This window comes from Streptomyces sp. NPDC058457 (assembly GCF_042720695.1).
GTDB lineage: Bacteria > Actinomycetota > Actinomycetes > Streptomycetales > Streptomycetaceae > Streptomyces.
Genome location: NZ_JBHXLU010000002.1, coordinates 63,893 through 76,600 on the forward strand (window position 1 = coordinate 63,893; position 12,708 = coordinate 76,600).

At 73.1% G+C, this 12,708-nt stretch carries 10 protein-coding genes; 7 read left to right on the forward strand and 3 right to left on the reverse strand.

Annotated features, from left to right (window positions below; genetic code table 11):
- Positions 1-15: 15 nt before the first annotated feature.
- The 4 genes from ACFWPS_RS02190 to ACFWPS_RS02205 all read left to right on the forward strand — a co-directional run bounded on the left by ACFWPS_RS02190 (position 16) and on the right by ACFWPS_RS02205 (position 5,615).
- Complete coding sequence (locus tag ACFWPS_RS02190; protein ID WP_383699907.1) at positions 16-3,246, forward strand: S41 family peptidase; 3,231 nt, start codon at positions 16-18, stop codon at positions 3,244-3,246.
- A gap of 90 nt (positions 3,247-3,336) precedes the next feature.
- Positions 3,337-3,690: a histidine triad nucleotide-binding protein gene (locus tag ACFWPS_RS02195; protein WP_383699909.1), complete on the forward strand. Its 354-nt coding sequence runs from the start codon at positions 3,337-3,339 to the stop codon at positions 3,688-3,690.
- A gap of 6 nt (positions 3,691-3,696) precedes the next feature.
- Positions 3,697-4,602 carry a ribonuclease Z gene (locus ACFWPS_RS02200; protein WP_383699911.1) on the forward strand — a complete coding sequence of 302 codons (906 nt, stop codon included), beginning with the start codon at positions 3,697-3,699 and terminating at the stop codon, positions 4,600-4,602.
- A 20-nt stretch (positions 4,603-4,622) separates the two neighbouring features.
- A complete protein-coding gene (locus ACFWPS_RS02205; protein ID WP_383699913.1) occupies positions 4,623-5,615 on the forward strand; it encodes an adenosine deaminase in 993 nt (330 codons plus the stop codon).
- Between the two features lie 7 nt (positions 5,616-5,622).
- Here ACFWPS_RS02205 and ACFWPS_RS02210 read toward each other — a convergent pair whose 3' ends face one another.
- Positions 5,623-6,810, reverse strand: coding sequence for an MFS transporter (locus ACFWPS_RS02210; protein WP_383699915.1), 1,188 nt, complete (start codon positions 6,808-6,810; stop codon positions 5,623-5,625).
- Positions 6,811-7,209: 399 nt separating this feature from the next.
- The gene (locus ACFWPS_RS02215) at positions 7,210-7,986 is read right to left on the reverse strand and encodes an IclR family transcriptional regulator (RefSeq protein WP_383699917.1); all 777 of its coding nucleotides are present in this window, start codon (positions 7,984-7,986) and stop codon (positions 7,210-7,212) included.
- A 107-nt stretch (positions 7,987-8,093) separates the two neighbouring features.
- On the opposite strand from ACFWPS_RS02215, the gene ACFWPS_RS02220 reads away from it, so the two are divergent.
- Both ACFWPS_RS02220 and ACFWPS_RS02225 read left to right on the forward strand, forming a co-directional pair.
- Positions 8,094-9,044, forward strand: a complete 951-nt coding sequence (locus tag ACFWPS_RS02220; RefSeq protein WP_383699919.1) for a 5-dehydro-4-deoxyglucarate dehydratase — start codon at positions 8,094-8,096, stop codon at positions 9,042-9,044.
- Positions 9,045-9,222: 178 nt separating this feature from the next.
- Positions 9,223-10,398 carry a carbohydrate kinase family protein gene (locus ACFWPS_RS02225; RefSeq protein ID WP_383699921.1) on the forward strand — a complete coding sequence of 392 codons (1,176 nt, stop codon included), beginning with the start codon at positions 9,223-9,225 and terminating at the stop codon, positions 10,396-10,398.
- A 298-nt stretch (positions 10,399-10,696) separates the two neighbouring features.
- Here ACFWPS_RS02225 and ACFWPS_RS02230 read toward each other — a convergent pair whose 3' ends face one another.
- Positions 10,697-11,386, reverse strand: coding sequence for an FAD binding domain-containing protein (locus ACFWPS_RS02230; protein ID WP_383699923.1), 690 nt, complete (start codon positions 11,384-11,386; stop codon positions 10,697-10,699).
- Positions 11,387-11,638: 252 nt separating this feature from the next.
- On the opposite strand from ACFWPS_RS02230, the gene ACFWPS_RS02235 reads away from it, so the two are divergent.
- Positions 11,639-12,706, forward strand: coding sequence for a PhoH family protein (locus tag ACFWPS_RS02235; protein ID WP_383699925.1), 1,068 nt, complete (start codon positions 11,639-11,641; stop codon positions 12,704-12,706).
- Positions 12,707-12,708: the final 2 nt, after the last annotated feature.

Genomic DNA, 12,708 nt, shown 5'->3' on the forward strand with positions numbered 1-12,708 from the left:
GCATAGGCTGAGCGAGTGACTCAGGGTGCAGCGAACGGACCGCGGTCCTACCTCCGATTTCCGCACGTCCACGGCGATCTGGTCGCCTTCACCGCCGAGGACGACGTGTGGCTCGCGCCCCTGGACGGCGGCCGGGCCTGGCGGGTCAGCGCCGACAACGTCCCCGTGACGCTGCCGCGCATCTCGCCCGACGGGACCACGGTCGCCTGGACCTCCACCCGCGACGGCGCCCCCGAGATCCACCTCGCCCCCGTCGACGGCGGTTCCTCGACCCGGCTGACGCACTGGGGGAGCGCCCGCACCCAGGTGCGCGGCTGGACCGCCGACGGCCAGGTCCTCGCGGTCACCACCCACGGTCAGGCCAGCCTCCGGCGCAGCTGGGCCCACACCGTCCCGCTCGACGGCGGCCCGTCCACCGTCCTGCCGTACGGCCCCGTCGGCCATGTCGCCTTCGGAGGGCCGGGCACCGTGCTGCTGTCCGCGCCGATGGGGCGGGAGGCGGCCTGGTGGAAGCGGTACCGGGGCGGTACGGCGGGCAAGCTGTGGATCGATCGGGACGTCCACGACGGGGAGGGCGCCGGCGAGTTCGTACGGCTGCACGCGGAGCTGGACGGGAACCTGGAGTACCCCGTGTGGGCCGGCGACCGGATCGCCTTCCTCTCCGACCACGAGGGCACGGGCGCGCTGTACTCCTCCCTCGCAGACGGCTCCGACCTGCGCCGGCACACGCTCGTCGACGGTTTCTACGCCCGGCACGCGGCCGGCGACGGCACCCGGGTCGTCTACGCCTCGGCCGGTGAACTCTGGCTCCTCGACGACCTGGAGGGCGCCGAACCGCGTCGCCTGGACATCCGGCTCGGCGGACCCCGCGTGGACCGGCAGCCGTACCCGGTCAACGCGACCCGCTGGTTCAGCTCGGCCTCGCCCGACCACACCGCGCGCGGCAGCGCCGTCCTGGTGCGCGGCGGCGTGCACTGGGTGACCCACCGCTCGGGCCCGGCGCGGGCGCTCGTCGCCCAGCCCGGGGTCCGGGCCCGGCTGCCCGTCACCTTCCGCGTGGACGCGGAGGAGTGGGTGGTGTGGGTGACGGACGCCGAGGGCGACGACGCCCTGGAGTTCGCCCCCGCGACCGGGCTCGCGCCGGGCTCCACCCCGCGCCGGATCGCCGCCGGACAGCTCGGCCGGGTCCTGGAACTCGCCGTCGCCCCCGACGGCGGCCGGGTCGCCGTCGCCGCCCACGACGGCCGGCTGCTCCTCGTCGAGCGGGAGACGGGCGAGGTCCGCGAGGTCGACCGCAGCGAGGACGGCGACGTCTCCGGACTGGCCTTCTCGCCCGACTCCGGCTGGCTCGCCTGGTCCCACCCCGGCGCCGGCGGGCTCTGCCAGCTCCGCATCGCCCACACCACCGACCTCACCGTCACCGAGGCGACCCCGCTGCGGTTCCGGGACTACGACCCCGCCTTCACCCGCGACGGCAAACACCTCGCCTTCCTCTCCACCCGCTCCTTCGACCCGGTCTACGACGAGCACGTCTTCGACCTGGCCTTCGTGGTCGGCGACCGCCCGCACCTGATCACCCTCGCCGCCACCACGCCCTCGCCGTTCGGCCCGCAGCGGCACGGCCGCCCGTTCGAGACCCCCGACAAGGACGAGACCCCGGACGCCGAGGGCACCCCCGCCACCCGCATCGACCTGGAGGGCCTCGCCGACCGGATCGTGCCCTTCCCCGTCGAGGCCGGCCGCTACTCCACGCTCCGCACCGCCAAGGACGGCGTGCTCTGGCTGCGCCACCCGGTGCGCGGCGTGCTCGGCGCCTCCCGCGCCCACCCCGAGGACCCGGCGCCCAAGACCGAGCTGGAGCGCTACGACCTCGCCCAGCAGCGCATCGAGTACCTCTCCTCCGACGCCGACCACTTCGAGGTCAGCGGCGACGGCAAACGCGTCCTGCTGTGGGCCGACAGCAAGCTCAAGGTCGTACCCAGCGACCGCCGCGCCTCGGGCGACGACGACAGCGACACCAACATCACCGTCGACCTGGCCCGGGTCCGGCAGACCGTCGACCCGGCCGCCGAGTGGCGGCAGATGTTCGACGAGACCGGCCGCATCATGCGCGACCAGTTCTGGCGCCCGGACCTCGGCGGCGTCGACTGGGACGGCGTCCTCACCCGCTACCGCCCGCTCGTCGAGCAGGTCGCCACCCATGACGACCTCGTCGACCTGCTCTGGGAGGTCCAGGGCGAACTCGGCACCTCGCACGCCTACGTCACCCCGCGCGGCGGCTACGGCAACGGCGCCCGCCAGGGCCTCCTCGGCGCCGACATCTCCCGCCATCCGGACGGCAGTTGGCGCATCGACCGGATCCTGCCCGCCGAGACCTCCGACCCCGGCGCCCGTTCCCCTCTCGCCGCACCCGGCGCCGCGGTACGCCCCGGCGACGCGATCGTGGCCGTCGCAGGCCGCCCCGTCGACCCGGTGACCGGCCCCGGCCCGCTGCTCGTCGGCACGGCCGGCAAGGCGATCGAACTGACCGTGTCCCCGGCGGGCGGCGGTGAGTTGCGGCACCCGGTCGTCGTGCCGGTCGCCGACGAGGAACCCCTGCGGTACCACGCGTGGGTGGCCGACCGGCGGGCCCATGTGCACGAGTTGTCCGGGGGCCGCCTCGGCTACCTCCACGTGCCGGACATGCAGGCACCGGGCTGGGCCCAGATCCACCGCGACCTGACCGTGGAGATGGCCCGCGAGGGCATCGTCGTGGACGTCCGCGAGAACCGCGGCGGGCACACCTCCCAGCTCGTGGTGGAGAAACTGGCCCGGCGGATCGTCGGCTGGGACCTGCCGCGCGGCATGCGGCCGTTCAGCTACCCGAAGGACGCGCCCCGGGGACCGGTCGTGGTCGTCGCGAACGAGTTCTCCGGCTCGGACGGCGACATCGTCAACGCGGCGATCAAGGCACTGGCCATCGGCCCGGTGGTCGGCACCCGCACCTGGGGCGGCGTGATCGGCATCGACAGCCGCTACCGCCTGGTCGACGGCACCCTGGTCACCCAGCCGAAGTACGCGTTCTGGCTGGAGGGCTACGGCTGGGGCGTGGAGAACCACGGCGTCGACCCGGACGTGGAGGTCGTACAGACCCCGCAGGACTGGGGGGCCGGGAGGGATCCCCAGCTGGACGAGGCGGTACGGATCGCGCTGGAGGCGCTGGAGAACAGTCCCGCGAAAACGCCGCCGACTCTGCCGACCTCTTAGGGGCGCGGGGAACTGCGCGCTCGGCCCCCACCGGCCCGCAGCCGAACCGACTACGATGCTCCCGAAGCTGATCACCGGTGAGGAGAAGACATGGCCGGGGAACCCCAGGACGACTGCCTGTTCTGCAAAATCGTCGCAGGCCATGTCCCCGCGACGATCGTCCGGGAGACGGACACCACCGTCGCCTTCCGGGACATCAATCCCCAGGCCCCCACCCACGTCCTGGTGATCCCCAGGGTCCACTACGGGAACGCGGCCGAGCTCGCCGCAGGCGAACCCGCCATCGCCGCCGACATACTGCGTGAGGCCCAGGCCGTCGCCGACGAGGACAAACTGGAGAGCTACCGCATCGTCTTCAACACCGGCAGCGGCGCCGGCCAGACCGTCTGGCACGCCCACGCCCACGTCCTCGGCGGCCGCGGCCTGCAGTGGCCTCCCGGATAACTCGCCGTGTCCGTACGTGAACTGGTGGTCCTCGGCACCGCCAGCCAGGTCCCCACCCGGCACCGCAACCACAACGGCTACCTGCTGCGCTGGGACGGCGAGGGCATCCTCTTCGACCCCGGCGAGGGCACCCAGCGGCAGATGCTGCGCGCCGGGGTCGCCGCGCACGACCTGAACCGGATCTGCGTCACCCACTTCCACGGCGACCACTCCCTCGGCCTCGCCGGCGTCATCCAGCGCATCAACCTCGACAAGGTCCCGCACCCGGTCACCGCGCACTACCCGCGCTCCGGGCAGCGCTTCTTCGACCGGCTGCGGTACGCCACCGCCTACCGCGAGACCGTCGGCATCACCGAGGCCCCCGTCGACGCGGACGGCGACCTCGCGGCCACCCGCTCCTACACGCTTCAGACCCGGAGGCTCTCGCACCCCGTCGAGTCGTACGGCTACCGGCTCACCGAGCCCGACGGCCGCCGCATGCTGCCCGAACGGCTCGCCGCGCACGGCATCACCGGCCCCGACGTCGGCCGGATCCAGCGCGCGGGCGTCCTCGGGGACGTCACGCTCGACGAGGTCAGCGAGGTGCGGCGCGGCCAGCGGTTCGCGTTCGTGATGGACACCCGGCTGTGCGACGGGGTGCACGCCCTTGCAGAGGGCTGCGACCTGCTCGTCATCGAGTCCACGTTCCTCGACGAGGACGTCGAACTCGCCGAAGAACACGGCCACCTGACCGCCGGCCAGGCGGCGGCCGTCGCCCGGGACGCGGGGGTACGGCACCTCGTGCTGACCCACTTCAGCCAGCGCTACGCCGACCCCGAGGACTTCGAACGGCAGGCACGGGCCGCCGGCTACGCGGGCGAGCTGACCGTCGCCTACGACCTGCTCCGAGTGCCGGTTCCGAAGCGCAGGTGAAGCGGCCTTACCATGCTTTGATGCCCCTCCCCAAAGCAGAACTGCACCTCCACATCGAAGGCACCCTGGAGCCCGAGCTGGCGTTCCGGCTGGCCGCGCGCAACGGCGTCGAGCTGCCGTACGCGGACACCGACGCACTGCGCAAGGCGTACCAGTTCGAGGACCTGCAGTCCTTCCTGAACCTCTACTACGAGCTCATGGCCGTCCTGCGCACCGAGCAGGACTTCGAGGACCTCGCGAACGCCTATCTCGCGCGGGCCGCCGCCCAGGGCGTGCGGCACGCCGAGATCTTCTTCGACCCGCAGGCGCACCTCGCCCGCGGCGTCGGCATGGGGACGGTCGTCGAGGGCCTGTGGCGGGCGCTCGGCAGCAGCGTCGAGAACCACGGGGTCTCCACCCGCCTGATCATGTGCTTCCTGCGGGACGAGTCCGCCGAGTCGGCGATGCGGACGCTGGAGGCCGCGAAGCCGTACCTGGACCGGATCATCGGCATCGGGCTGGACTCGGCCGAGGTCGGGCATCCGCCGGTCAAGTTCCGGGAGGTGTACGAGGCCGCGGCCGAACTGGGGCTGCGGCGGGTGGCCCATGCCGGTGAGGAGGGGCCGCCGGAGTACATCACCGAGTCGCTGGACCTGCTCGGCATCGAGCGCGTCGACCACGGGCTGCGCTGCATGGAGGACCCGGAGCTGGTCGCCCGGCTGGTGCGGGAGCGGATCCCGCTGACGCTGTGCCCGCTGTCGAACGTCCGGCTGCGCGCGGTCGACGTGCTCGCCGAGCACCCGCTTCCGGCCATGATCGACGCCGGGCTGCTGTGCACGGTCAACTCCGACGACCCCGCCTACTTCGGCGGTTACGTCGCCGACAACTACCACGCCGTGCGCGATGCCCTGGGCCTGTCCAGGGAGCAGATGCGGGAGCTGGCCCGCAACTCCTTCCTCGCCTCCTTCCTGGAGGACGACGAGGAACTGCGGGCCCGGTACCTCGCCGAGGTCGAGGCCTTCGAGTTCGGCTAGGCCGCGACTAGGCCGCGACGTCCAGTCGTACCGGCGCCTCGTCGGTGCGCGCCGGGCCGGTCGTGACGGTGGTGGTCCTGCGGCGCAGCGCCACCGCCGTCAGCGGTACCGCGACCGCCAGCAGGGCCACCGCGAGGACCGTTCCCATCGCCGGGAAACCGGCCCGCGCCGCCAGCAGGCTGCCGGTCATCGGGCCGACGGCCGTCCCCAGCGACGACGCCGACCCGACCAGTACCGCCCAGCGGCCCCGCGGGTCGAGGGACGCGGCGAGGCCGATGACGTACGACAGGACGACCGGGTAGAGCAGGTTCCAGGCGATCTCGCCGGTCGCGAAGGACGTGAGGTCGGTCGCGGACGCGCTGAGCGCGATACAGCCCGCGATCAGTACGGTGCCGAGACCGATCGGCAGGGCCCGGCCGAGCCGCGGGCCGAGGGCGCCCGCGCCGACCACGCCGAGCAGGCCGGTACCGAGCGCCACCGCGAACACCGCGCCGACGGTCGCCTCGCTGAGATGCGCCTGCGTCAGGCCGATACGGCCGCTGACCCCCCAGAGCGAGTTCTGCACGGCCGACCAGCACGGCATCGCGGCGGCCAGCAGCAGGCCCGAGCGGAGGTGCGGGAGCCGGGAGCCGGCGGCGGTGCGGGGGAGGGCCGGGGCGGTACGGGGAGACAGGCGGGCGGTGAGCGGCCAGACCGCGAGCGCGGTGAGCGCGATCGCGGCGAGGGGCTGCGCGTGGCCGGGGCCGAGGTGCGGGACCGTCAGATAGACGGCACCCGCGAGGGCGGAGACGCCGAGCAGGCCGAGGGTGGTGGTGCGGTGGGGGTCCCTTTGCGCGGCGATGCCGGTGGCGGCGACGGCGGTGATCGTGCCGGAGCCGAAACCGCCGACGGCCGCGCCGGCTGTGACCGCGGGGACGGCGGTGGTCAGGGCCGCGCCGCCGTAGCCGAGGACCGCGAGGAGGAGGCCGAGGCGGGCGAGAGTGCGGGGGCCGGTGCGGTCCACCCGGGCGGCGAGGAGGAAGCCGGCCGTCGCCGAACTCAGCAGCAGGGCACTGCCGACGGCGCCTGCCTGGGTGGCGGAGAGGGGGAGCCCTGATTCGAGCCTGCCGACGGTGGTCGGCAGGAGGTACGGGGCCAGGTACCCGGCCGTGAAAAGGGCGACGAGGGGCCAGGGGGTGGTGCGGGGGGCGGACACGGGCGTTCCCAGGGCATGCGAAAGAAGCGGCTCGAGAAGGGGGTTGGGCGCAGGCCGTCGAGGGACAGGAACGCGCGGAGAATTTGTATCAAGGGAGGGGGAGCGGAAGAAGGGCGGGGGGTGTGATGTGGGGCACGGTGGGGTTTCGGGTGCGGGGGAGGGGGTAGATGCGCCGCGCGCCGTGGGGGAGCGGCGAGTCGGCGGGTGCGGGTTCGACGTGGCTGATCGCGCAGTTCCTCCCCCAGCCTTCGGCCGGGGGTACCCCCAGCGCCCCTGACGGGGCGCTTCACCCGCCGCATCTCCCCAGCCGTCCCTCTTCAGCCGCGGGCGGCACCCGGCAAGCGCCGGTGAGCGTCCCCCCGCACCAGCCCCGCGCCCCCTACGCCAACGTGGGACCACTCAGCGCCAGTTGACCGTGCCGCCCGTCGTCGCTGATTCGATTCTTGTGCGGGTTTCCTGCATCACCGTGATGATCTGGGCCTCGTGGGCCGGTGTGAGGCGGGCCAGCGGGACCGAGCAGCTGATCGCGTCCTGGGGCGGGGTGTCGTAGCGCAGGGCGAAGCCGAAGCCGGTGATGCCGAGGACGCCTTCCTCGCGGTCGATCGAGTAGCCGCGGGCGCGGACCTCGGCGAGGTCGGCGGAGAGGGCGTCCGGGGTGGTGTGGGTGTGGGGGGTGAGGGGCCGGTAGGGGCCCCGGGGGAGGTCGGCGTCCGGGCGTTCCGCCAGCAGAGCCTTGCCGAGGGCGCCCGCGTGGGCCGGGAGACGGCGGCCCACCCTGCTGATCGTGCGCAGGTACTCGTGGGACTCCCGGGTCGCCAGGTACGCCACGTCCGGGCCGTCCAGGCGGCCCAGGTGGATCGTCTCGCCGAGCGCCTCCGAGGCCTCGTCGAGGTAGGGGCGTACGAGGCGGACGCGCGGGTCCGAGTCCAGGTAGCTGGTGCCGGTCAGCAGGGTGCGGATGCCGATGCCGTAGAGGGAGCCGGTGGTGTCGGTGCGCACCCAGCCCCTCGTGATCAGCGTCTGGAGGAGGGCGTACATCGAGCTGCGCGGGACGCCGAGTTCGTCCGCCAGTTCCTGGAGGCGGGCCGGGCGGTCGCCGCGGGCCGCGAGGAGCTCCAGCAGCTCCACCGTGCGCGCCGCGGACTTCACCTCGCGGACGCCTGCTGTCTCGGACATGTGCAGATCGTAGAGGGGCGCGGGCGGGGTGCGCCGTTGACGGGGGTGCGTTCGCATATCTAGTCTCAGTTCTTGTACGTGGATACTGTCTATATATGGAGATGGACATGAGTGGGGTGGCCGGACAGCCGGAGCATGTGGTGCGGAGGCTGCGGGACGGGATGGCGGGCGGGGTGCTGTCGTTCCCGCTCACCTCGTTCCACGCGGACGGGTCCCTCGACGTGGACGGGTTCCGGGCGTACGTCGCCGGGCAGGTGGCCGCCGCGCCCGGTGCCCTCTTCCCGGCCTGCGGCACCGGGGAGTTCTTCTCGCTGGACGAGGAGGAGTACCGGCAGGTGGTGAGCGTGACGGTCGCGGCGGCCGGGGGGCGGGTGCCCGTGGTCGCGGGGGTGGGCTACGGCTGGGCGCAGGCCGTCCGGTTCGCGCGGATCGCGGAGGAGGCCGGCGCGGACGCCCTGCTCGTGCTGCCGCACTACCTCGTCGGCGCCCCGCAGGACGGACTCGTCGCGCAGGTCGAGGCGATCGCGGGCCGGACCGGGCTGCCGCTCGTCGTCTACCAGCGCGGCCAGGTCGCGTACACCGCCGAGTCGCTGGCGCGGATCGCCCGCATCCCCGGCGTCGTCGGCCTCAAGGACGGGCACAGCGACCTCGACCGGCTCCAGCGGCTCACCCTCGCCGCCCCGGACGGCTTCCTCTTCTTCAACGGCGCCGCCACCGCCGAGATCCAGGCCCGCGCCTACGCCACCGTCGGCGTCCCCGCCTACTCCTCCGCCGTGCACGCCTTCGCCCCGGAGATCGCCGACGCCTTCTTCGCCGCTCTGCAGGGCGGCGACCAGGGCATGGTCGACAAGCTGCTGCGCGGCTTCTACGTGCCGTTCGTCGAACTGCGGGACCGGGTGCCCGGATACGCGGTGTCGCTGGTGAAGGCGGCGGCCCGGCTGCGCGGCCGGCCGGTGGGCCCCGTGCGCGCCCCGCTCACCGACCCGTCCGCCGCCGACCTGGCCGACCTCGACGCGCTGCTCACCGCCGGCCTCGACCTCGTGGGTGCCGCCCGGTGAACCTCACCGTCACCGGTGCCCGCCTCCCCTGCTGAACACGCGGGGCGTGCACGGGCCGTGCACCGGCGGTACCCCGCTGGTGGCGCCGCTCGTTCGGGCGGTCGTACGGCGAGAGCGGCCGCCTCTCCCGCGTCATGGTGCAGACTGACCGGATCCGCACCACGTCAGGGAGCGCACCGTGACCGCGTCCAACGCGTTCGCCGGAGAGGAACCGGAGTACCTCGACGACGACAGGGGAGCAACAGCACCGCACTGCGCCGCGCAGGTCGACCCGCTGGCCGGCCTGCGTACGCCGGACGACCCGCCCTGGGACGTCTACCTCACCGGCACCGTCTTCCTCGACATCGTCTTCACCGGCCTCGACTCCGCGCCGGTGCGCGGCACCGAGTCCTGGGCCCGGGGCATGGGCTCCAGCCCCGGCGGCATCGCCAACATGGCCACCGCCCTCGCCCGCCTCGGCCTGAAGACCTCCCTCGCGGCCGCCTTCGGCGACGACCACTACGGCGAGTACTGCTGGGACGCGCTCGCCCAGGGCGAGGGCATCGACCTCTCCCCGTCCCGGACCGTGCGCGGCTGGCACTCGCCGGTCACCGTCTCCATGGCGTACGAGGGGGAGCGGACCATGGTGTCGCACGGGCACGAGCCGCCCGCCGACACCCTGTTCCGGCAGCAGAACGCACCCGGCCACCCCGCTCGTGCGCGTGCCGCCGTCGCCTCCCTCACGCCCGGCAAACGCAACCCCTGGATCGCCAAGGCGGCCGCCGAGGGGACCCGGATCTTCGCCGACGTCGGCTGGGACGACACCGGTGCGTGGGACCTCGCGGGCCTTGCCGACCTGGAGCACTGCGAGGCGTTCCTGCCGAACGCGGAGGAGGCGAGGCGGTACACCGGCGAGGACTGCCCGCGGGCCGCGGCGCACGCCCTCACCGAGTACGTGCCCCTCGCCGTTGTCACCCTCGGGGCGGAGGGGGCGTACGCGGTCGACGGGCGGACCGGGGAGTCCGCGGAGGTGCCGGCGATCGCGGTGGAGGCCCTCGATCCGACCGGCGCGGGCGATGTCTTCGTCGCCGGCTTCGTCACCGGGACGCTGGCGGGCTGGCCGCTGGCCGACCGGCTCGCCTTCGCGGGTCTCACGGCGGCGCTGTCCGTCCAGGAGTTCGGCGGGTCGCTGTCCGCTCCCGGGTGGTCGGAGATCGGGGCGTGGTGGCGGAAGGTGCAGTCGGTGGCCGGGCAGGATCCGGCGGCGCTGCGGCGGTACGCGTTCCTGGAGGGCCTGGTGCCGGAGGAGGACCAGGCGAGGCCGTGGCCCCTGCGGAGGGCGGTGCCGACGATCGGGTTCGGGCGCGCGGGGTGACTGCCGAGGGTGCGGGTGCGTGGGGGCCGGGGCCGGGGGTTTCACTTGCCCGCGTCGGCGGGGTGCCGCCCGCGCCCACCCGTGCCGCCCTGGGGGCACCTCCCAGGCCCTCAAGGCACTGGGGGAGGCATGACTGCCCGCGGCTGGGTAGCTTCGAAGTGGCCTGCGGCTGGGTGGCTGAGGTGCGGCCCGCTGCTGGGTAGAAGCGGCGGGCGTAGCGCCCCGTAAGGGGCGCGGGGAACTGCGCGAGCAGCCCCCACCGGCCCGCAGCCGAAGAACGGCCGTCACCACCCCGCACCTACCTCCCGAGCACGTCGGCAACCTGCTCCCGCACCAGTTCCCGCCCCGCCTCCGACACCCCCGACAACGCACCGGCGAACAGTTCCTCCGCCCCGCCCCCGTCGGCGCCCACACTCCCGCTGGTCACCGCATACCCCTCCCGCACGGCAACCCTCAGCACACCCTCCGTGTCCACCGCCGCGGCGGCGATCATCGGCACCTCCCCGCCCGCCGGATCCGCCACCTTCGCGTACGCCCCCTTCACCGGCTCCCGCCAGCGCAGCGCCAGCAGCACCGGCGACTTGGCCTGTACCTCGGCCAGGTCCACCCGGTAGACCCCGTCCGCCGTGAGCACGTCGGCCCACGCGTCCAACGCGATCGCCGCCGGCAGCAGGTCCCGCAGACTCGACCCGGCGATGTTCCCGCCCACCGTCGCCGTCCGGCGCACCGCCCCCGTGCCGACGCCCTTCGCGGCCTGCCGCAGCATCTCAGGAACCCGGTCGTCCACCTGGTGCAGCAGGACCGCGCCGCCCAGGACGCCGTCCCCGACCGCCGTCGCCTCCGGTACCTCCCGCAGGGACACCGCCTGTTCCGGGAAGCCGTCCCGCTGCCACGCGGCCCATATCAGGGTCGCTCCGCCGACGGGTATCGCCCCCTCGGCCAGGCATTCCCGGGCCTCGGACACCGACGTGGGCAGACGCAGCAGCACGGCTACCTGCTTTCTGTGCGGACAGGTGGCGTGGAGCGGACGCGGCCCCCCGACCACGTGATGGCAGTGACGGCTCGGATTCTGCCCCGGCGTGCAGGAGCGCATGCAGGGCTCACGGCTGCAGTGGGGGCGCCTTCGTCTGTGAAAAGGCCTACGGCGTTGTCAGTCCCGCGTCGTACGCTTGATATCGCGAGGCCGCCCTCAGCTACGCGGCCGTGACGAGGAGGAACCGCAGGCCTTAAGCGCCGGCCCATGACTCAGACACCCACAGCTCACACCCCCGCGCAGCAGCAGGCCCGAGCTCAGTTCGAGGTTCCCGCCCAGCACCCGATGGTCACCCTGCTGGGATCCGGCGACTCGCTCCTGCGCGTGATCGAGAAGGCCTTCCCGGCGGCCGACATCCACGTCCGGGGCAATGAGATCAGCGCGGTCGGCGATGCCCGTGAAGTCGCCCTCATACAGCGCCTGTTCGACGAGATGATGCTGGTGCTCCGCACCGGACAGCCGATGACGGAGGACGCAGTGGAACGCTCGATCGCCATGCTGCGGGCGAGCGAGAACGGGGAGGGCCCGGAGGAGACCCCGGCCCAGGTTCTGACACAGAACATCCTGTCCTCGCGCGGTCGCACCATCCGCCCCAAGACCCTCAACCAGAAGCGGTACGTCGACGCGATCGACAAGCACACGATCGTCTTCGGCATCGGGCCCGCCGGTACCGGAAAGACCTATCTGGCCATGGCCAAGGCGGTGCAGGCCCTGCAGTCCAAGCAGGTCAACCGCATCATCCTGACCCGGCCGGCGGTCGAGGCGGGCGAGCGGCTCGGCTTCCTGCCGGGCACGCTCTACGAGAAGATCGACCCGTACCTGCGGCCGCTGTACGACGCGCTGCACGACATGCTCGACCCGGACTCGATCCCGCGCCTGATGGCGGCCGGGACCATCGAGGTGGCGCCCCTCGCCTACATGCGCGGCCGCACCCTCAACGACGCCTTCATCATTCTCGACGAGGCCCAGAACACCTCGCCCGAGCAGATGAAGATGTTCCTCACCCGGCTCGGCTTCGAGTCGAAGATCGTGATCACGGGTGACGTCACCCAGGTCGACCTGCCCAACGGGACCAAGTCCGGTCTGCGCCAGGTGCAGGACATCCTGGACGGTGTCGAGGACGTGCACTTCTCCCGGCTGACGTCCCACGATGTCGTACGGCACAAGCTGGTGGGCCGTATCGTCGACGCGTACGAGAAGTACGACAGCAAGCACGGCTCGGAGAACGGCGCGCACCAGGGCGGCCGCTCGAAGTCCGCGCACAAGGGGAAGTAGAC